17 protein-coding genes are annotated in these 20,735 nt (G+C 70.1%); 10 read left to right on the forward strand and 7 right to left on the reverse strand.

Annotation, left to right across the window (positions count from 1 at the left end):
- Positions 1-20: 20 nt before the first annotated feature.
- The 3 genes from ACIOMQ_RS12785 to ACIOMQ_RS12795 form a co-directional block, all read right to left on the reverse strand.
- On the reverse strand, positions 21-596 hold the full coding sequence (locus ACIOMQ_RS12785) for a TerD family protein (RefSeq protein ID WP_072483704.1): 576 nt from the start codon (positions 594-596) through the stop codon (positions 21-23).
- 236 nt (positions 597-832) lie between these two features.
- Positions 833-1,291 (reverse strand): peroxiredoxin, encoded by a 459-nt coding sequence (locus ACIOMQ_RS12790; protein ID WP_362194470.1) that lies wholly within the window; start codon positions 1,289-1,291, stop codon positions 833-835.
- 239 nt (positions 1,292-1,530) lie between these two features.
- Positions 1,531-1,968, reverse strand: coding sequence for a DUF3052 domain-containing protein (locus ACIOMQ_RS12795; RefSeq protein WP_093895494.1), 438 nt, complete (start codon positions 1,966-1,968; stop codon positions 1,531-1,533).
- A 470-nt stretch (positions 1,969-2,438) separates the two neighbouring features.
- Between ACIOMQ_RS12795 and aceE the strand changes: the two genes are divergently transcribed.
- On the forward strand, positions 2,439-5,171 hold the full coding sequence (gene aceE, locus ACIOMQ_RS12800; protein ID WP_362194466.1) for a pyruvate dehydrogenase (acetyl-transferring), homodimeric type: 2,733 nt from the start codon (positions 2,439-2,441) through the stop codon (positions 5,169-5,171).
- Positions 5,172-5,236: 65 nt separating this feature from the next.
- On the opposite strand, the gene ACIOMQ_RS12805 is transcribed toward aceE, so the two are convergent.
- Together ACIOMQ_RS12805 and ACIOMQ_RS12810 are read right to left on the reverse strand one after the other, a co-directional pair.
- The gene (locus tag ACIOMQ_RS12805) at positions 5,237-5,629 is read right to left on the reverse strand and encodes a peptidase inhibitor family I36 protein (protein ID WP_362194463.1); all 393 of its coding nucleotides are present in this window, start codon (positions 5,627-5,629) and stop codon (positions 5,237-5,239) included.
- Between the two features lie 176 nt (positions 5,630-5,805).
- Entirely contained in the window at positions 5,806-7,416 is a 1,611-nt protein-coding gene (locus ACIOMQ_RS12810) for an MFS transporter (protein WP_362194460.1), read from the reverse strand.
- Between the two features lie 117 nt (positions 7,417-7,533).
- Between ACIOMQ_RS12810 and ACIOMQ_RS12815 the strand changes: the two genes are divergently transcribed.
- From ACIOMQ_RS12815 to ACIOMQ_RS12845, 7 genes are all read left to right on the forward strand, one after another.
- A complete protein-coding gene (locus ACIOMQ_RS12815) occupies positions 7,534-8,253 on the forward strand; it encodes a TetR/AcrR family transcriptional regulator (RefSeq protein ID WP_402188937.1) in 720 nt (239 codons plus the stop codon).
- A gap of 304 nt (positions 8,254-8,557) precedes the next feature.
- A complete protein-coding gene (locus ACIOMQ_RS12820) occupies positions 8,558-9,772 on the forward strand; it encodes an alpha/beta hydrolase (RefSeq protein ID WP_362194454.1) in 1,215 nt (404 codons plus the stop codon).
- 85 nt (positions 9,773-9,857) lie between these two features.
- Complete coding sequence (locus tag ACIOMQ_RS12825) at positions 9,858-10,856, forward strand: DUF4429 domain-containing protein (RefSeq protein WP_401263952.1); 999 nt, start codon at positions 9,858-9,860, stop codon at positions 10,854-10,856.
- Positions 10,857-11,177: 321 nt separating this feature from the next.
- Positions 11,178-12,530 (forward strand): sensor histidine kinase, encoded by a 1,353-nt coding sequence (locus ACIOMQ_RS12830; RefSeq protein WP_401937704.1) that lies wholly within the window; start codon positions 11,178-11,180, stop codon positions 12,528-12,530.
- The gene (locus tag ACIOMQ_RS12835; RefSeq protein WP_362194445.1) at positions 12,527-13,210 is read left to right on the forward strand and encodes a response regulator transcription factor; all 684 of its coding nucleotides are present in this window, start codon (positions 12,527-12,529) and stop codon (positions 13,208-13,210) included. The genes ACIOMQ_RS12830 and ACIOMQ_RS12835 overlap by 4 nt, the downstream gene beginning before the upstream one ends.
- Positions 13,211-13,384: 174 nt before the next feature.
- Positions 13,385-14,527: an alpha/beta hydrolase gene (locus ACIOMQ_RS12840; RefSeq protein WP_402188941.1), complete on the forward strand. Its 1,143-nt coding sequence runs from the start codon at positions 13,385-13,387 to the stop codon at positions 14,525-14,527.
- Positions 14,524-15,732, forward strand: a complete 1,209-nt coding sequence (locus tag ACIOMQ_RS12845) for an acyltransferase (protein WP_401263957.1) — start codon at positions 14,524-14,526, stop codon at positions 15,730-15,732. The genes ACIOMQ_RS12840 and ACIOMQ_RS12845 overlap by 4 nt, the downstream gene beginning before the upstream one ends.
- Positions 15,733-15,773: 41 nt before the next feature.
- Here ACIOMQ_RS12845 and ACIOMQ_RS12850 read toward each other — a convergent pair whose 3' ends face one another.
- Both ACIOMQ_RS12850 and ACIOMQ_RS12855 read right to left on the reverse strand, forming a co-directional pair.
- Positions 15,774-16,790, reverse strand: coding sequence for an aldo/keto reductase (locus tag ACIOMQ_RS12850; protein WP_402188943.1), 1,017 nt, complete (start codon positions 16,788-16,790; stop codon positions 15,774-15,776).
- On the reverse strand, positions 16,790-17,251 hold the full coding sequence (locus ACIOMQ_RS12855; RefSeq protein ID WP_362194433.1) for a MerR family transcriptional regulator: 462 nt from the start codon (positions 17,249-17,251) through the stop codon (positions 16,790-16,792). The genes ACIOMQ_RS12850 and ACIOMQ_RS12855 overlap by 1 nt, the downstream gene beginning before the upstream one ends.
- Before the next feature lie 309 nt (positions 17,252-17,560).
- On the opposite strand from ACIOMQ_RS12855, the gene ACIOMQ_RS12860 reads away from it, so the two are divergent.
- Together ACIOMQ_RS12860 and fumC are read left to right on the forward strand one after the other, a co-directional pair.
- On the forward strand, positions 17,561-19,213 hold the full coding sequence (locus ACIOMQ_RS12860) for an NAD-dependent malic enzyme (RefSeq protein ID WP_362194430.1): 1,653 nt from the start codon (positions 17,561-17,563) through the stop codon (positions 19,211-19,213).
- The gene (gene fumC / locus ACIOMQ_RS12865; RefSeq protein ID WP_401753271.1) at positions 19,210-20,673 is read left to right on the forward strand and encodes a class II fumarate hydratase; all 1,464 of its coding nucleotides are present in this window, start codon (positions 19,210-19,212) and stop codon (positions 20,671-20,673) included. Before ACIOMQ_RS12860 ends, fumC begins: the two co-directional genes overlap by 4 nt.
- The last annotated feature ends 62 nt before the right edge of the window (positions 20,674-20,735 follow it).

The following is a 20,735-nucleotide window of genomic DNA, read 5'->3' on the forward strand; positions in this document are numbered from 1 at the left end:
GCCCGGCCCGGTCGCCCCTTCTAGACGTTGACGCCGAAGTCCTGCGCGATGCCGCGCAGCCCCGAGGCGTAGCCCTGGCCGATGGCGCGGAACTTCCACTCCGCCCCGTTGCGGTACAGCTCGCCGAAGACCATGGCGGTCTCCGTCGAGGCGTCCTCGCTCAGGTCGTAACGCGCCAGCTCGCTGTTGTCCGCCTGGTTGACCACGCGGATGTACGCGTTGCGCACCTGGCCGAAGCTCTGCTGCCGGGTCTCGGCCTCGTAGATCGAGACCGGGAAGACGATCTTGTCGACATCGGCCGGAACGCCGGCCAGGTTCACCTTGATGACCTCGTCGTCGCCCTCGCCCTCACCGGTGAGGTTGTCACCGGTGTGCTCCACGGAGCCGTCGGGGCTCTTGAGGTTGTTGAAAAAGACGAAGTTGCCGTCGCTGCCGACCTTGCCCTCGGCGTTCGTCAGCAGGGCGCTGGCGTCGAGGTCGAAGTCACCACCGGTGGTGGTACGAGCATCCCAGCCCAGACCGACGATGACCGCGGTCAGGTTGGGCGCGGCCTTGGTCAGCGAGACGTTGCCGCCCTTGCTGAGGCTGACTCCCACGAGTCCTCCCATTGGTTTCCTTGGGGGCCGGCTGGCGCCGGCGCCTCCACGTTGCGTTGGCATCCGATCAACGACTGGATCCTAGTGACCGGTTCCCGGCCAAAGCAGGCTTTTGACCGGGAAGCCCGCAGATCCGCCGGCCCCGGATCGGCGACGCCGTATCGGCGGTCCCGGATCAGCGGTCCTGTATCAGCGGCCTAGGACCGGCAGCCCCGGATCAGCGGCTCTGAACCGGATCAGAGGCTGTCGAGCGCCTTGATGTAGTCGTTGAGGTCACGCGCGTCGGGCAGACCGTTGACGACGGTCCAGCGCACCACGCCCTCCTTGTCGATGATGAAGGTGCCGCGCACCGCGCAGCCCTTCTCCTCGTCGAAGACGCCGTAGGCCCGCGAGGTCTCGCCGTGCGGCCAGAAGTCCGAGACCAGCGGGTACTCCAGGCCCTCCTGCTCGGCGAAGACGCGCAGGGTGTGGATGGAGTCGTTGGAGACGGCGAGCAGCTGCGTGTCGTCGTTCTCGAACTTCGGCAGCTCGTCACGGAGCGCGCAGAGCTCACCCGTGCACACGCCGGTGAAGGCGAACGGATAGAACAGCAGTACGACATTCTTCTCGCCGCGGAAGTCGGAGAGCCTCACGGTCCGGCCGTGATTGTCCTTCAGCTCGAAATCCGGGGCCTGGGTGCCGACCTCGATCGCCATGAAACGCGTCCCTTCGCTACGTCCACCGGGCTGGGCTGTCCGGGTGGCCCCCACCCTACGCAGGGCCCGCGGGAGGCCGCGCGGCGCCCGCGCGGCCTCCCGCGGGGGCGCCCCGCGACCGGGACCGACCCCCGACGGCGGGCATGGACCCGGCCGCCGCAAGAAGCCGCAGCAAGAAGAAGACCCCCGGCGGTTCATGCCGTCGGGGGTCTTCGGGGCGAGTGCGTGGCGAACGCGGCTCAGCGCTTGGCTTTGGCCGCCTTCGGCGTGACCAGACGGCTGCCCGTCCAGTCCTTGCCCGCATTGATGCTCTTGGTCTGGGAGAGACCGGCGGTCTGTGCAGCCTCGTTGATGTCGCTCGGTTCGACGTATCCGTCACGGCCGGTCTTCGGCGTCATCAGCCAGACCGCGCCGCCGTCCTCGATCAGACCAATGGCATCCACCAGCGCGTCCGTAAGGTCGCCGTCCTCGTCGCGGAACCACAGCAGGACGACGTCTGCGACGTCGTCGTAGTCCTCATCGACGAGATCCTGGCCGATTGTGGCCTCAATGCCCTCACGGAGCTCCTGCTCGACGTCGTCGTCGTAGCCGATCTCCTGGACCACCTGTCCGGGCTCGAACCCCAGGCGTGCTGCCGGGTTGGTCCGCTCCTCCGCGTGGTCCGCGGTCGCGCTCACGGGTTGCCTCCTGATCATGTTTCGGAAAATGCTTCAGCCACGCGCGTGCGCGGGGCGTTGGCCGTAGTCCACACGGGAGCGGCGGATCGCGCAAGTACCCAGCGTGCGAGACCGCCTAAACGGTGACGTTCCCTGTCACGTCGCCGCACTGTCGGCGGTCCCCCCGCGGGGGCCTGCGCCATCTTCCACACCCTTTACGTCCTTCCACAGCTTATGCCGTTTCGATCCGCCATTCGGAGTCGAACATCCTTTGGGAACGCTTGGACGGGTTGGGCGTAAGGTTGCGGTTTGGACCAGCCCATCCCCGCGCCACGTACGCGATGTCTCACAACACGGCCGTTACCCCTCGGTAGAGATGACGTTTACGCCTCCGCGGTACACGATGGTGATGGCGTACATGTATACGTCCCGGGGGCATGTCCTCCGGTAACCAGGCCCCGTAGAGCAGCACCGAACAGCGAAGGAACAGCGTGGCTTCCGGATCCGATCGCAACCCGATCATCATTGGCGGCCTGCCGAGCCAGGTCCCGGACTTCGATCCCGAAGAGACCCAGGAATGGCTCGACTCGCTCGACGCCGCCGTCGACGAGCGAGGCCGTGAGCGGGCCCGTTACCTGATGCTCCGGCTCATCGAACGTGCGCGCGAGAAGCGCGTCGCCGTGCCGGAGATGCGCAGTACGGACTACGTGAACACGATCGCCACGAAGGACGAGCCGTTCTTCCCCGGCGACGAGGAGATCGAGCGCAAGGTCCTCAACGCGACCCGCTGGAACGCGGCCGTGATGGTGTCGCGCGCCCAGCGTCCGGGAATCGGGGTCGGCGGCCACATCGCCACCTTCGCCTCCTCTGCCTCGCTGTACGACGTGGGCTTCAACCACTTCTTCCGGGGCAAGGACGACGGCCTGGGCGGCGACCAGATCTTCTTCCAGGGCCACGCGTCCCCCGGCATCTATGCCCGCGCCTTCCTGCTCGACCGACTGAGCGAGGCACAGCTCGACGCCTTCCGCCAGGAGAAGTCGAAGGCGCCCAACGGCCTGTCCAGCTATCCGCACCCGCGGCTGATGCCGGACTTCTGGGAGTTCCCGACCGTCTCCATGGGCCTCGGCCCGCTCGGCGCGATCTACCAGGCCCGGATGAACCGCTACATGGAGGCGCGCGGCATCGCCGACACCTCCCGGTCGCATGTGTGGGCGTACCTGGGCGACGGCGAGATGGACGAGCCCGAGTCGCTCGGCCAGCTCTCCATCGCCGCCCGCGAGGGCCTGGACAACCTGACCTTCGTGGTCAACTGCAACCTGCAGCGCCTCGACGGCCCGGTGCGCGGCAACGGCAAGATCATCCAGGAGCTGGAGTCGCAGTTCCGCGGCGCCGGCTGGAACGTCATCAAGCTGGTCTGGGACCGGTCCTGGGACCCGCTGCTCGCACAGGACCGCACGGGCATCCTGGTCAACCGGCTGAACACCACGCCGGACGGCCAGTTCCAGACGTACGCCACCGAGTCCGGCGCCTACATCCGTGAGCACTTCTTCGGGGACGACCCGCGGCTGCGCGACATGGTGAAGGACATGACCGACGACCAGATCCTGCACCTGGGCCGCGGCGGTCACGACCACAAGAAGGTCTACGCGGCCTACGCGGCGGCCAAGGCCCACAAGGGCCAGCCGACGGTGATCCTGGCGCAGACGGTCAAGGGCTGGACACTGGGACCGAACTTCGAGGGCCGCAACGCGACCCACCAGATGAAGAAGCTCACGGTCGAGGACCTCAAGCGGTTCCGCGACCGGCTCCACATCCCGATCACGGACAAGCAGCTGGACGAGGGCTACCCGCCCTACTACCACCCGGGCCGCGACTCGGAGGAAATCCAGTACATGCACGACCGCCGCAAGAGTCTGGGCGGTTACGTCCCGACCCGTGTGGTGCGCGCGAAGCCCTTGGTCCTCCCCGAGGACAAGACGTACGCGACCGCGAAGAAGGGTTCGGGTCAGCAGTCGATCGCCACGACCATGGCGTTCGTCCGCATCCTGAAGGACCTCATGCGGGACAAGGAGATCGGCAAGCGCTTCGTGCTGATCGCGCCCGACGAGTACCGCACCTTCGGCATGGACGCCTTCTTCCCGAGCGCGAAGATCTACAACCCGCTCGGTCAGCAGTACGAGGCGGTGGACCGCGATCTGCTGCTGGCGTACAAGGAGTCGCCGACCGGTCAGATGCTGCACGACGGCATCTCGGAGGCCGGCTGCACGGCGTCGCTGATCGCCGCCGGCTCGGCGTACGCCACGCACGGCGAGCCGCTGATCCCGGTGTACGTCTTCTACTCGATGTTCGGTTTCCAGCGCACCGGCGACCAGTTCTGGCAGATGGCCGACCAGCTCGCGCGCGGCTTCGTGCTGGGTGCGACCGCGGGTCGTACGACGCTGACCGGTGAGGGTCTCCAGCACGCCGACGGCCACTCGCAGCTGCTCGCCTCGACCAACCCGGGCTGTGTCGCGTACGACCCGGCGTTCAGCTATGAGATCGCGCACATCGTCAAGGACGGTCTGCGCAGGATGTACGGCGAGGACAGTGAGGATGTCTTCTACTACCTCACCGTCTACAACGAGCCGATCCAGCACCCGGCCGAGCCCGAGAACGTGGATGTCGAGGGCATCCTCAAGGGCGTGTACCGCTACAAGAGCGCCGAGCGGGGCGAGATCCCGGCCCAGATCATGGCGTCCGGTGTGGCGGTTCCGTGGGCGGTCGAGGCGCAGCGGATCCTCGCCGACGAGTGGAACGTCCGGGCGGACGTCTGGTCGGCGACCTCCTGGAACGAGCTGCGCCGCGAGGCCGTGGACGTGGAGCGGTACAACCTGCTGCACCCGGAGGAGGAGCAGCGCGTCCCGTACGTCACGCGGAAGCTCTCCGGCTCCGAGGGCCCGTTCGTGGCGGTCTCGGACTGGATGCGTTCCGTGCCGGACCAGATCGCGCGCTGGGTGCCCGGCTCGTACCAGTCGCTGGGCGCGGACGGCTTCGGTTTCGCCGACACCCGCGGCGCGGCCCGCCGGTTCTTCCACATCGACGCGCAGTCGATCGTCCTCGCGGTGCTCACCGAGCTCGCGAAGCAGGGCCGGGTCGACCGTTCGCTGCTGAAGACGGCGATCGACCGGTACGACCTGCTGGATGTGACCGCGGCCGACCCGGGCGCGGCCGGCGGCGACGCGTAAGGGGCGACGCACGACGGCTGAGGGCGGCGGGATCTCCTGGTCCCGCCGCCCTTCGGCGTATCCGGTCAGTTCTCCCAGACCTTGAAGGCCCTGACCTGGTACGGGGACTGGGGCACCCAGGTGCCGCCGCCCGGATAGGTCTCGAACTCTCCGGTCTCGGCGCACTCGGCCGACTGGTACGTGGTGACGGGCCGGCCGGTGCGGTTGGCGAGTGCCTGGACCCTGCGGCCCGCCGGCAGCGGCACACAGCTGTCGATGTCGATCGTGGACAGCTCGTGGATCTGCCGGGCGCCGGTGAAGTCCGGCTTCTCCCAGAGACAGAGCTGACCGCTTCCGCAGGTCCCGAGCCGGGCGGGTGCGGAGTGGGCAGTCGCCCGCGGGGGCGGGGAGCCGGCCGCGGCGGCCTGCGGAATCAGAGCGGTGGCAGCCAGGGCGGCGGCGAGAAAGGTCGTACGCATGGAAATCAACCCCCGTGGTGGTGCGAATCAGTTACCTGCACCCTGACCTGCGGAGCAGCGCCCGGGGAAGGGGCCCGGGGCCGCACCACCCTGATAGGCGACAGCCCCGCCGGACCGGTCCGGCGGGGCTGTTGTACGCACTGTGTTGACGCCGCGGAGGGCTTCGTGGCGATCGGTCAGATGTGACCGGCGCCCGCACCCGCCTGGGCGTTCGCACCGCTCTTGGTGAGCGTGGCGACCACCGCGGCGACCACCGCGACGATGCCCGCGACCATGAACGCCGTGCTCATGCCCGACACGAACGTGTCATGGGCGACGCCCGCGATCTTCGCCGCTACCTCCGGCGGGGTGTCACCGGCCACCGGCGGGACGCCGACCTCGACGGCCGAGGACGCGGCGTCCAGCTGCTCCGGCGCGAGGGGCGGCAGCTTCGCGGCCGTCCAGTTGCCGGCCAGCTTCGAGTCGACCTGGGAGGCCATGACGGCGCCCAGCACCGCCGTGCCGAGGCTGCCGCCGACCTGCATGGCGGCCTGCTGCAGACCGCCCGCGACGCCGGAGAGCTCCATCGGGGCGTTGCCGACGATGACCTCGGTGGCGCCGACCATCACCGGGGCGAGGCCGAGGCCGAGCAGACCGAACCAGATCGACATGGTCAGGGTGCCGGTGCCGATCTCCAGCTGGGACATGCCGAACATGGCAACCGCCGTGCAGACCATGCCGCCGACCAGCGGAACACGCGGGCCGAACTTGGTGATCATGGCGCCCGCGAGCGGCGAGGCGACGATCATCATCCCGGTCAGCGGCAGCAGGTGCAGACCGCTGTCGACGGGGCTCAGACCGTGCACGTTCTGAAGGTAGAAGGTGACGAAGAACAGCCCGCCCATGAAGGCGAAGGCCATCAGCACCATCAGGACCGTGCCCGCAGACAGCGGCACGGACCGGAACATCGCCAGCGGGATCAGCGGCTCCCTGACGTTCTTCTGGGAGAAGGCGAAGACCACGAACAGGGCCAGGGCAGCGCCCAGGAAGCCGAGCGTCTTGTAGTCGCCCCAGCCCCACTCGGAACCCTTGATGAGCGCCCAGATCAGGCAGAACATCGCCTGCGACAGCAGCACGATGCCGCCGATGTCGAAGGAGCGCGGCGCGTTCTCGGCGCGGTGGTCCTTGAGGATCACCAGGCCCAGCAGGAGCGCGATCACACCGACCGGCACATTGATGAAGAAGACGGACTGCCAGCTGACGTGCTCGACGAGCACGCCGCCGAGGATCGGACCGCCCGCGGTCGAGGCGCCGATCACCATGCCCCAGATGCCGATCGCCATGTTCAGCTTCTCGGCCGGGAAGGTGGCGCGCAGCAGGCCGAGCGCGGCCGGCATGAGCAGGGCGCCGAAGAGGCCCTGGAGCACCCGGAACACGATCACCAGGGCGACGCTGTGGGAGAGGCCGATGGCTCCCGATGCCGCGGCGAAGCCGACGACACCTATGAGGAAGGTCTGGCGGTGACCGAACCGGTCACCGAGCTTGCCCGCGGTGATCAGGGAGACCGCGAGGGCGAGCATGTAGCCGTTCGTGATCCACTGGACGTCGGCGAGCGAGGCGCCGAGGTCCTGCTGGATGGCGGGGTTGGCGATCGCGACGATCGTGCCGTCGAGCGCGACCATCATCACGCCGATGGCCACGGAGAAGAGCGTCAGCCAGGGGTGGCCGCGCAGCCCCTTGGCAGGTGCGGGCACGGCGGTGCCCTGCGGCTCCCGCGACGCCTTTTCGACGGTGGTCTGACTAGTCATGCCGGGGAGATTAGTGTCAGTCACTGACAGTTGACAAACCATTTCACAAGACAGTAACTGTCACGTAGCTCACAGCCATGTCGAGCCGCGTGAACCAGGAAGAAGAGGACCATTTCAGTGACCGATGGGCAGCGGGCCGCGCATCCGGCCGGGCTGCGTGAACGGAAGAAGCGACGCACCCGGGACGCCCTGCTGCACGCCGCCCTCGATCTCTTCAACGCCCAGGGCTACGAGCAGACCACCGTCGACGAGATCGTCGACGCCGTCGAGGTCTCCCAGCGCACCTTCTTCCGCTACTTCGCCAGCAAGGAGGAGGCCGCCTTCGCCATCCAGGAGATGGCGGAGTCGCACTTCCTCTCGGAGCTGCGCCGGCGGCCCGCTTCGGAAACCCCGTTCGAGGCACTGCGCAGCGCGGTCCTCTGCTCCTGGAACACCCTCGGCGAGGTGATCGAGGCGATCGTCACCGTCGAACTCCACCTGCGCACGTACCGGATGATCGAGTCGACGCCGCCGCTGCACGCCGCCCACCTGCGACGCAGCATCGATCTGGAGAACCGGGTCGCGCGGCTGATCGCCGAGCGCGAGGGGCTCGACGTGGAGACGGATCCCCGGCCCAGGGTCGCCGTGGCCGCGTTCTCCGGGGTGATGCGGGTGACCGGGCAGCTCTGGGGACAGGGGCGGGACACCGGCATGGAATCGCTGCGCACGCTGACCGAGGCGTATCTGGACCAGCTCGGCCCGGCACTCGCCGGGAACTGGCGGACGGAGGCCGGCGCCGGGCTCGGGCAACGCCATGGCACCGGGCTCGGGCAACGCCATGGCACCGGGCTCGGGTAACGCCCCGGTACCGGGCTCGGGTGACGCCATGGAAACTCCGTCCGATGTGCGGCAGGCCCCTCGGCACGGATGCGCCGGGAGACCGGTGCACTGCTGTGCTGTACGCCTCAGCGCGCGGCATGACCGACGTCACAACAGCCGTGCTGCGGCGGCCACATGCGACGCTCCGGAGCCACTCCGCGCGCCTGTGCGTGCGCGTCGCACCAACACAGCGTGAAATGCCGGGCCTTGAATTCCCGACAGCGGGGTGATGTGCGTCACCCTCCTCACGGCTGCCGCTCCGCGTCTCCTAATGTGGGCGGGAGTGACTTCCTTCGACTCCTCCCCCACGCTCACCGCATGGCGCGCGCTGCTCGCCGTCGCGGTTGTGTTCGTGATGCTGGCGACCACGGGCTGGACCGCCGTACGTCACCAACCCTCCGACGAGCCACGCACCCTCGCTCTCGCCTCGTGGGCACGGGGCCATGTAGCCGGTCACGCGCTTCCGGACGCCGACGCTCCGCCGCGCCGACTGGCGCAGTTCTTCGCCACGCTCACGCCCACGCAGCGCACGGCACTCGCCGACAAGTACCCCTTGGTCGTGGGCAATCTGAACGGCGCCCCGGTCACCCTGCGCTATCACGCCAATCGGCGGGCCCTGGCGCAGGCGCGCGCGGTCGAGCGGCAGCGCATGCACGACGACCGGCTCTCCCCCGACGGCCGCGCCGAGGCGCTCCGCCGGATGAACCGCATCGGGGCGATGCTGGAGAACGGCCGGCACGTCCTCGCCTTCGACCCGTCCGGGAAGGGCCGCGCCGCCGAGGTGTTCGGTGATCTCGACCGGGCCGAGCGGGTCTCCGTGATCGTCCCCGGCGTCGACACGAATCTGCTGACGCTGGAGCGGTCCGCCCCCATGGTGAACGCCGCCCCGGTCGGCATGGCGAAGTCGCTGTACGCGGCGGAGCGCGCCGCGCGCCCCGGCACCCGGACCGCCGTCATCGCCTGGGCCGACTACACCACGCCCGCCGGAATCGGTGTGGACGCGGCCCTGGGGAACCTCGCCCAGCGCGGGGCGGTCCGGCTGAACGCCCTGGTGGGCGCGCTGCCCGGGGACGCCCCGGTCTCGCTGTTCTGCCACAGCTACGGCTCGGTGCTGTGCGGTGTCGCCGCACATGAACTGCCCGCCAGAGTCACCGACATCGCGGTCGCGGGCAGCCCCGGCATGCGGGTGGAGAACGCCCGGCAGCTGCACACCGGCGCCAGGGTGTGGGCGACGCGGGACCGGGACGACTGGATCGAGGACGTACCGAACCTGGAACTCGGCGGGCTCGGTCACGGGGCCGACCCGGTCGACCCGGGCTTCGGCGCACGCGTGGTCTCGGCGGGCGGCGCGATCGGACACAGCGGCTATTTCGAGCCGGGCACCGAGAGCCTCGGCAACTTCGCCGCCATCGGCGTGGGGGCCTACGGCTCGGTGAGCTGTGCCGGTTCCGACCGTGCCTGCCGCGAGGGAGCCACCGTCGGCGGCCAGGAGATCTGACGGACGCGACGCGCCACAGCCGGCCACATATCGGGACTCACACCAAGGGGGGACGTGCGAGCAAGTGCCGCATACGATGAGGCACATGGGTGATGTGCTGGCCGGAATTCATGCCACCTGGGAGTTCGACACCGACTCCGTGCTCATCCGCTTCGAACGGGGTATACGCACACCGAAGCTCTTCCAGAGCCTGCGTGAGCGCCGCGTCCCGCACGCGGCGCTGTCGTCGGTGACGCTGACCCCGGGCAAGCGGGGCACGGTGGTCCTGCGCGCGGTGCCGAGACCTGGTGCCGACCCGCTGCTGGAGGCCGCGGCCGGGCAGCTGAAGGACGGCTGCGATCCGTACCGGCTGGTGCTGCCCGCCGAGCGCGAGACGCTCGCCGAGTACTACGCGGACGAACTGCGCGCCCGGCTCGGTCCCGACGCCGCGGAGCCCGCCGAGCGGTTCCTGGTCGCGGCGCCCGAGGCCCCGATGCAGTTCAAGGCGTACGACGGCCGGGCCAGCTTCGACGGGGACCGGATCTCCTTCCGCTGGTTCTGGACGGGTGCCTCCACGGCGAAGTGGAAGGCCGGCGACCAGACGTTTCCGGTGACGGAGCTGAGCGGGGTCGAGTGGCGCTCGCCGGAGGCCTTCGACGGCTATCTGCGGCTGGTGCCGAGGGGCCTGGAGGGCGTGGCTCCGGGACCGGGCCCGGGTGCCTGCCTCGGTACGAGCAGCGCTTCCGGCATCGGTGCGGGACCGGATACGGGGTTGGGCACGGGGCTCGCCGCGGGTCCGGTACGGAGCGCGCAGCCGATGGCTTCCCGCCCCACCCGGGCCGATCAGGATCCGGCCGCGGTGGTCTTCGGCCTCGGCTACGGCCCGGTGCACGAGTCGCTGCCGTTCGCCGCGGCCGTACTGGAATCCGTACGCAGGAAGCAGCCGTCGCCCGCCGCGCCGGCCGCCGTCCTGGCGGGCGCGGGGCGGCGCGATCCTGCGGACATCGCGGAGCGGATCCGGCACCTCGGGGAGCTGCACCGGGCGGGTCTGGTGACGGACGACGAGTTCAGCGCGAAGAAGGCGCAGCTGCTCGCCGAGCTGTAGCCGCCGGAGGGGCCGGGGCCGGGTGTCTCCGGCGTGCCGGGGGCCTCCGGCGGACCGGGCACCTCCGGCGGACCGGGAACGCGCGGACCGGGAACGCGCGGGCCGGAGACGCTCAGGCCGGAGACGCGCGGACCGGGGACGCGCAGGCCGGAAACGCGCAGGCCGGAAACGCGCGGACCGGGGACACGCGGACCGGAGACACGCAGGCCGGAAACGCGCAGGCCTGCTCGGCCGTGGTACTCGCGTACGAGGAAGAGCGGCGGTGGACCGAGCCCCCGGTATGACGCCACCGGGCGTTCGACTGCCTACGCTGATCCAGCCATGTCCACTTCCCCGCCGCACGGGCCGCCCCTGCCGCCCACGCCGCCCCAGACGCCCCCGCCCGTCGACGGCCTGGTGAGCGCCGCCCGGCGCAATCTGCGCGAGATCGCCCACGGGCTCTCGCACCCGTCCCACCCCTCGACGCCGCTCCTGGCGGACGCGCCGAAGCGGTGGCAGCGGCTGCTGCCGTACCCCGTCGTCCTCGCCCTCGTCGCGACCTTCGTACCGGTCACGATCAACGTCCTGACCCATCAGTACGGCGTGAACGGAGGACTGGCGGGAGCCCTGGCCGTCGCGCAGGCGGCGCCGCTCCTGATGCTGGCGCACCGGCCGCTGCAGGCCTGGTGGATCATCTTCCCGGCCGACATCGTCGGTGCGGTCGCGCTGCTGGGGTATCCGGTCGACAGGTTCGACATCTGGCCGTGGCCCCCGCCCACCCTGGTCGGCTACCTCTTCGTGCTGCTCGCGCTGGCCCTGCGCGAGACCCGGCAGACCCTGGCCGCGGTCTGGGTGGCGACAGGGGCGGCGAGCCTGGTCCTGCACCTGATCTCACCGGAACGCAGCAACGGCAGCGCGCTCCTGCTCGTGGTCCTCGGCGCGGCGGTGCTGGTGATCGGCGCGGCGGTACGGGAACGGGGCGACGCCCAACGGCGGCTCGCCGAGCAGGAGACCATCAGCGAGGCCGAGCGGGCACAGCGGACGCTGCTGGAGGAGCGCACCCGGATCGCCCGGGAGCTGCACGACGTGGTCGCGCACCACATGTCCGTGATCACGGTCCAGGCCGATTCCGCACCCTACCGGATCAGCGGGCTGTCCGAGGAGGCGGTCGAGGAGTTCGGCGCGATCGCGGCGAGTGCGCGGGAGTCGCTCACGGAGATGCGGCGGCTGCTGACGGTGCTGCGCAGCGAGGGCACGGCGGGCGAGCGGACCCCGCAACCGGGGCTCGACCGGGTGCAGCAGCTGGTGGAGGCGACGGTACGGGCGGGGCTGCCGGCCGAACTGTCGCTGGCTGCCGATGTGTCGGACGTACCGCAGGCGGTGGATCTGTCGGCGTACCGGATCGTGCAGGAGGCCCTGGCGAACGTGGTCCGGCACGCGCCCGGTGCGCGGACCCGGGTGTCGATCACGTCCGACGGTGACCACCTGACCGTGCTGGTGGTCAACGACCGGGCGGAGCAGCCCGGTTCGCCGCTGGAGACGACCGGGACCGGGCACGGCCTGGTCGGCATGCGGGAACGCGTACGGTTGACGGGCGGCACGCTGGACACCGGCCCGCTGCCCGACGGCGGCTTCCGGGTGGCCGCGCGGCTGCCGCTCGCCGCCGCTTCGCCCCCTGCCTCGGAGGACCCTTGACCATCCGCGTGATCATCGTCGACGACCAGGCCATGGTGCGGGCGGGGTTCGCGGCACTGCTCGCGGCCCAGAGCGACATCGACGTGGTCGGTGAGGCGCCGGACGGGCGCCAGGGCGTCGACGTCAGCCGGCGGGTCCACCCGGACGTGGTCCTGATGGATGTCCGGATGCCCGAGATGGACGGCCTGGCGGCGGCCCGCGAGCTGCTGAACCCGCCGGTGGGGGTGGTGCACCTGCCCAAGGTGCTGATGCTCACCACGTTCGACGTGGACGACTACGTGTACGAGGCGCTGCGCGCCGGTGCGTCCGGATTCCTGCTGAAGGACGCGCCGCCGGCGGATCTGATCTCGGCCGTACGGGTGGTCGCGGCGGGCGAAGCGCTGCTGGCGCCGTCCGTGACACGGCGCCTGATCGCGGACTTCGCCCGGCAGGGGCCGTCCGGGGCCGTCCGCAACGGGCACGTGCTGCGGCTGAACGGGCTGACTCCGCGCGAGACGGAAGTGCTGGAGCTGATCGCGCGGGGGCTGTCCAACCAGGAGATCGCGGAGCGGCTGGTGCTGGCCGAGCAGACGGTGAAGACGCACATCGGGCGGGTGCTGACCAAGCTGGATCTGCGGGATCGCGCGCAGGCGGTGATCTTCGCGTACGAGGCGGGAGTGGTGGTACCGGGAGAGCAGTAGTGGTGGTTTCCCCCCGCCCACCCCACCAGCAGGCCTCCCGTACACCCCCTACCCCGGTATCAACCCGCACTTGGCTCCCCGGTGCGACGCCCCCGCGCCCACCCTCTTCCTACCTTCCTCTCCGTCGCGCCGAACGGCGTGCGGGAGCCGGATCAGCCGGAGAGGGAGGGCGGGATGCGCCGATACGCAAGGACTCTGGTCGCGGTCGCGCTGGCGACCACCGTGATGGCGGGGACGGCCGGCTGGGCGTCCGGAAACGCGCAGCAGGCCCTGACGGGGCCGCCCCCGGGCACCGCGGCCTGGCGCGCGGACCATGTGCTGGGGCGCGAGCTGCCCGACCCGGAGCGGACCACCCCTGCCGAAGTGAACCGGTTCTTCCGGGGGTTGACCGCCGCTCAGCAGCAGACCCTGGTCGTACGGCATCCACTCGTCGTCGGCAATCTGGACGGGGTCCCCGTCGAACTGCGCTACCGGGCCAACGCCCGTTCCCTGCGCGCCACTCACGACCCCAGGTACACCCATCTCACCGAAGCCGGAGCCGAAGCCCGGCCCGGAGCCGGAGCCCGACCCGGAACGGAAGCGGAAGCCGGGGGCAGAGACCTGGGCAGAGACAGAGGCAGTGCCGCAGCAGGTGACCGGCAGATCCTCGCCTTCGATCCGCGCGGACGCGGCCAGGTCGCCGAGGTCTTCGGGGACCTGAGCACCGCACGCCATGTGGCGGTCGTGGTGCCGGGCTCGGACATCGACGCCGGGACCTTCGACCGTACGAGCGATGTGTACGGCACTCCGGCAGGCATGGCGAAGGCCCTCCACGCGAAGACCGGTCGCGGCAGCGCCGTCGTCGCCTGGGCCGGATACACCACGCCCGTGGGCGTCGGCGTCGATGCCGCGACCGGCTCGCTCGCAGCGGCGGGGGCCGACCGGCTGACCCGGTTCGCGGACGGGCTGGCCGCCGACGGCGTGCCCGCACCCGCCGTGTTCTGCCACAGCTACGGCTCCGTCGTGTGCGGCCTCGCCGCACACCGGCTGCGCGCCACGGACCTGGTCGTCCTCGGCTCGCCCGGCATGCGCGCCGACACCGTCGCCGACCTGCACACCACCGCCCGGGTCTGGGCCGCCAAGGACACCACGGACTGGATCGACAACGTGCCCAACCTGGAGGTGGCGGGGATCGGGCACGGCCCCGATCCGACCGGTCCGGGGTTCGGCGCACGCCGGGTGCCGGCCCACGACGCCCACGGGCACACCGGCTACTTCGCCCCCGGTACGGACTCGCTCCGCGCCTTCGCCTCGATCGCGCGGGGGGAAGCCCGATGAGCCTCACCGCCCTCGCCGGGCGCATCGACGCCCGTACGCCCGCCCATCGCGACCGCGCCATCGACGGCCTGCGCGCCCTCGCGCTGCTCGCCGTCCCGACCGGCCACTGGCTGCTCGGCGGCTTCCGCCTCGACAGCGACGGCGCGCTGCACAACGCCAGCCCGCTGTCCACGTTCGGCGGCCTCGCCCCGCTGAGCTGGGTACTTCAGATGCTGGGCATCTTCTTCCTGGTCGGCGGGTACGCCTCCGTGCTCTCGTATCACCGCAGGAAGTCCACCACCGGCGCCTGGCTGCGCGGCCGGGTCGCCCGCCTGGGCAGGCCGGTGCTCGGGGTGACGGCCGTCTGGGCGGCGATGATCCCGGTGCTGAGCGCGCTCGGCGTGCCCGGTGACACCCTGCGGACCGGGTCGACCCTGGTGATCCAGCCGCTCTGGTTCGTCGGGGTGTACACGGTGGTCACGGCGCTCACCCCGTACTGCGTCAGGGCCGCGCGGAAGCTGGGAGGCTGGGCCGCCGTACCGCTGATCGGGTCGGTCGCCGTCATCGACTTCCTGCGGTACGGGCCGTTCGCCGACGCCATGCCGTCCTGGCTGAGCGTGCTCAACATCCTTCCGGGCTGGCTCTTCGCGTACCAGCTCGGCGTCTCCTGGGGCGAGGGCCGCGTCGGCCGGCGCGGCGCCCGCGTCCTGCTCGTCGGCGGGACCGTCCTGTTCGCCGCGCTGCTGCTGGTCCTCCACTACCCGGCGTCGATGGTCGGTGTCCCGGGTGAGGCGCGGACGAACTCGCACCCGCCGTCGCTGCTCGTCCTGGCGCTGGCCGCCGCGCAGAGCGGCGCGGCGATCCTGCTGCGGGACCGGATCGGCCGGCTGCTGCGCAGGCCGCTGCTGTGGGCGCCGGTCGTCGTCATCAACCTGTCCGCGATGACGATTCTGTGCTGGCACCAGACGGCGATGCTGGCCGCGGCGGTCCCGGCGTCGTTCGCCGGTGCGGTGCCGGGGCTGACGACCGGGCCCGACACGGTCGGCTGGATCCTGGCGCGCCTGGCGTGGATGCCGGTGTTCGCGGCGCTGCTGGTACTGATCGCCCGGTACGCGCGGCGGTTCGAGGCCCCGTGGAAGGCCGGTACGCACGCGGCGAACGCCCGCCGCGCGCTGGCGGGGCTGCTGGCGACGGGGTTCGCGGTGTACGCGCTGGGGCTGGCGTAGGGCGGCGCCGGGCAGAACGCCCCGGCCACCGCCGGAAACGGCTACTCGCGCGCGGCAGACGTCGAGCTCATGTCCGGGTACCGGTCCCCCGCCACCTGCCCCGCGATCGGCTCCAGCACCGCCAGCTCCTGCGCCGTCAGCATGAGCCGGGTGGCGGCCACGTTCTCCAGCAGCCGGCTGCTCTTGCGGGTGCCCGGGATCGGCACCACGGTCAGACCGTGCACCTGCGCCCGCTGCTGCACCCAGGCGAGCGCCACCTGCGCGGCGGACGCCCCGTGCGCCGCCGCGATCTTGCGGACGGGCTCCAGCAGGGCGGCGTTCGTCTTCGCGTTGTCGCCCGTGAAGCGCGGCTGGTATTGGCGGAAGTCGCCCTTCGACAGGTCCTTGGCCGCGTCCACGAACGCCCCGGTCAAAAAGCCCCGGCCGAGCGGCGAGTACGGCACGACGGTCACCCCGAGCTCGACGGCGGCCGGTACGGCGCTGCGCTCGATGTCCCGGCTGAAGAGCGACCACTCGGACTGGAGGGCGGCGATCGGGTGCACCGCGTACGCCTCGCGCAGCTCCGCGCCGGTCACCTCACTCAGTCCGAGCTGCTTGACCTTGCCCTGCCGCACCAGCTCGGCCATCGCGCCGACGGACTCGGCCAGGGGGACGGCGGGGTCGCGGCGGTGCATGTAGTAGAGGTCGATGACGTCGGTGTTCAGCCGGCGCAGGCTGTCCTCGACGGCCCGGCGGATGTACGCGGGGTCGTTGCGCACTCCCCGGTAGTGCGGGTCGTCGTCCCTACGCTCTATGGCGAACTTCGTGGCGAGGGTGATCTCGTCGCGGTGCGCCCCGACGAACGGGGCGAGGAAGGTCTCGTTGGCGCCGCTGCCGTAGACGTCGGCGGTGTCGAAGAGCGTGACACCCGCCGTCAGCGCCGTCTCCAGCGTCTCGCGGGCGGAGGACTCATCGGTGTCCCCGTAGAACTCGCTCATGCCCATGCAGCCGAGCCCCTGCACGCCGACCTGCGGGCCGCCGTTTCCGAGCTCCACGGTGGTGATCTTGTTGTCAGTCATCAGGCACACGGCCTTTCCGGCGCCCGGCGGGCACTCGCATAGAAGTCGATCTTGTGATCGAGGACGGCGAGGGTGTCCTGGAGCTCCGCGATCCGCGTCTTCACGTCGCGGCGGGTCGCCTCCAGCAGCTCCTGCCGTTCCTCGAAGGTGTGCTCGCCCTCGCGCAGCAGCTCCGCGTACCGGACCATGTCGGCGACCGGCATCCCGGTCAGCCGCAGCTTGCCGACGAAGGCCAGCCAGTCCAGGTCGCGGTTGGTGAAGCGGCGCTGACCGGTGTGCGACCGGTCGACGTGCGGCATCAGCCCGATCCGCTCGTACCAGCGCAGGGTGTGCGCGGTGAGCCCGGTGAAGGCGACGACCTCGCTGATGGTGTAGCGGTCCTGGCCCTCGGGACGCGGATGCGGCCGCGGGGCCGAGGCGCAGACGTCCACCTTCACGGAAGTGCTCTCCATCACCGTCATGACCTCCACGCTAGAACCTTGGAGTGCACTCGAAGCAAGCGCAAACGGTGACGGGTTTCGGCAGCCGGGCCACCCGCGTACGCCGGCCCGGATCCGCGGTCCCCGGCCGCAGCCCGCCCAGAACGGTGAACGACGACGAGTTCGGCCCGCTGGGAATCCGGCCCACCATTGGGCTCTACCGGAACTTCCTCCGGCTCGGTGGCGGGCCAAGGCACGAGCCTGCCCGGTGGCACTGCTCGGAGAACGGGTCAAGCATGGAACTAGAGGCTTGGACGCTGGAGTCATGCTGGTCAAGGGGTTCCCATGCCGATGCACACGCCTTCTCTCCTGTCGGATCCGCTGATCAATCGGGGTACCGCTTTCACGGCTCAGGAGCGGGAGCGGCTCGGGCTGGTGGGCCGGCTGCCCGACGCTGTGCTCACCCTCGACCAGCAGGCGGTTCGTGCCTACGAGGAGTTGCAACAGGAGCCGTCCGATCTGGCGAAATTCATCAATCTTGAGCAATTGCACGAGCGCGATGAGGTGCTGTACTACCGGCTACTGCAAGATCACCTCGCCGAGTTGCTGCCGATCGTCTACGACCCGACGGTGGGTGAGGCGATCATGCGGTACAGCCATGAGTACCGGCGCCCGCGCGGGGTTTTCCTGTCCATCGACCGGCCGCAGGATGTGCGCCGCTCGTTCGAGGCACTCCAGCTCCACCGGGATGAGGTCGACCTGGTGGTGGTCAGCGATGCCGAGGAGATCCTGGGGATCGGTGACTGGGGGGTGCAGGGCATCCAGATCTCGGTCGGCAAGCTCGCCGTCTACACCGCTGCGGCCGGGCTGCATCCCGGCCGCTGCCTGCCGGTGGTCATGGACGTCGGAACCGACAACGAGAACCTGCTCAACGATCCTCTCTACCTGGGCGTGCGCCACAGCCGGGTACGCGGGAAGCAGTACGACGCGTTCATCGAGACCTACCTGGAGACGGTCTCGGAGCTGTATCCCAACGCGCTGCTCCACTTCGAGGACTTCGGGCCGGGCAATGCCCGCCGCATCCTGGAGACCTACGGGGATCGCTACCGCATGTTCAACGACGACATGCAGGGCACCGGCGCCATCACCCTGGCCGCCGTGATGTCGGCCTTGAAGATCACCGGACAGTCCTTCCGCGACCAGCGCCTCGTGATCTTCGGCGCCGGCACCGCCGGGGTGGGCAATGCCGACCAGGTGCGTGACGCGATGGTCCGAGACGGACTGGACCCCAAGGAGGCCACCCGGCGGGTGTGGCTGGTCGACAAGCAGGGGCTGCTGGTCGAGGGTATGCCGGACCTACGCGACTACCAGGCCCCCTACGCACGGGCGGCCTCGGAGGTACGGGGCTGGGCAGACGGGAACATCGACCTGCTGACCACCGTCCGGCATGTTCGTCCCACCATGCTGATCGGCACCTCGACCACGCCGGGCACCTTCGACAAGGACGTGGTCACCGCGATGGCCGAGCACGTCGACCGGCCGATCATCTTCCCGTTGTCCAACCCCACCGAGAAGATCGAGGCCATGCCCGCCGACCTGATCGCCTGGACCGACGGCAAGGTCCTCACCGCCACGGGCATCCCGGTCGACCCCGTCGAACACGGCGGAGTCCGCCACGTCATCGGGCAGGCCAACAACGCGCTGCTCTACCCCGGTCTGGGCCTGGGCATCGTCGTCGCCGGGGCTTCACGGCTCACCGCCGGGATGCTGCTCGCCGCCTCGGAGGCAGTGGCCGGGCAGGTCGACGCCAGGGCCCCCGGCGCGCCGCTGCTGCCGCCGGTGGCGAACCTGCGCGCCTCCTCGGCGACGGTGGCGGTGGCGGTCGTACGCGCTGCCATCGAGGACAAGGTCGCCACCCGCCGGCCTGCCGATCTGGTCCAGGCCGTGCAGGACGCCATGTGGCAGCCGGTCTATGAACCGCTGTCCGAGAAGGAGGCGTCGTGACCTCCGGGCAGCAGCACGCCGCCACCGAGCGGCCACCGAAGGTGCGGGACGTCCCGATCGGCATCGACGCCACTGGCACCCGCCGCGAAACGGACTCGATGGGTGCCATCGAGGTGGCCGCCGACCGGTACTGGGGTGCCCAGACCCAGCGATCTCTGATCCACTTCTCCATCGGTGACGATCGCATGCCGAAGGCCGTCTATCACGCGTACGGCTACGTCAAGAAGGCCGCCGCGCTCGTCAACGGGCGGGAGGGCCGCCTGCCGGGCTGGAAGGCCGACCTGATCGCCCGTGTTGCCGACGAGGTGATCTCCGGCGCGCTGGACGACCACTTCCCGCTGTACGTATGGCAGACGGGGTCCGGCACGCAGAGCAACATGAACGTCAACGAGGTCATCAGCAACCGGGCGGTCCAGCTGGTCGGCGGCACGCTGGGGTCCAAGGCGCCGATCCACCCCAACGACCACGTCAACATGGGCCAGTCCTCCAACGACACCTTCCCCACCGCGATGCACATCGCCGCCCTCCACCAGATTCACGAGCACACGCTCCCGAAGGTGAGAGAACTTCAACACGCCCTGGAAGCCAAGTCCCAAGCGTGGTGGGACATCGTCAAGATCGGCCGTACTCACCTGGAGGACGCCGTCCCGCTGACCGTGGGCCAGGAGTGGTCCGGCTACGCCGCCCAGATCTCCGACGCCATCGACCGCATCGAGGCGACTCGGCCGGGCCTGTACGAACTGGCGGTAGGAGGGACTGCGGTCGGCACCGGTCTCAACGCCCCCGATGGCTTCGGTGCCCAGGTGGCACAGGAGATCGGACACCTGACCGGCTATCCGTTCCACACGGCCGCCAATCCCTTCGCCGCCCAAGGCAGCCTGGATGCCATGGTGGCGGCCTCGGCGGGACTGAGGGCTCTCGCCGTGCCACTGATGAAGATCGCCAACGACATCCGCTGGCTCGCCTCCGGCCCCCGCTGCGGCATCGGTGAACTCGCCCTGCCCGCCAACGAGCCGGGCAGCTCGATCATGCCCGGCAAGGTCAACCCGACTCAGTGTGAAGCGATGGTGATGGTCTGCATCCAGGTCCTGGCCGAGGACAGCGCCATTGCGTTCGCCGGCACCCAGGGCAACTTCGAGCTCAATGCCATGCGGCCCGTCATCATCAACAACTTCCTGCACTCCGCCCGCATTCTCGGAGACGCCGGCGAGAAGCTCCGCACCTACTGCATCGAAGGCGCCGAACTGCATCGCCGGCAGATCGACGATTACCTCGCCCGCTCGTTGATGCTCGTCACCGCGCTCTCGCCGGAGATCGGCTACGACAAAGCCAGCCAGATTGCGCACAAGGCGGATGACGAGGGAACCACACTGCGCGAAGCCGCCCTCGCTACCGGCTACATCACAGCGCAGGACTTCGACCGGATCGTCGACCCCAAGAAAATGGTCCACCTGAACTAGGGTGCGTTTCATAAGCGGCCGCCCGCTGATGTCCGCAGCGTGATCGGCCAGTACAGTCGCCC

It is taken from the genome of Streptomyces sp. NPDC087845 (assembly GCF_044742755.1).
Taxonomy (GTDB): Bacteria; Actinomycetota; Actinomycetes; order Streptomycetales; family Streptomycetaceae; genus Streptomyces.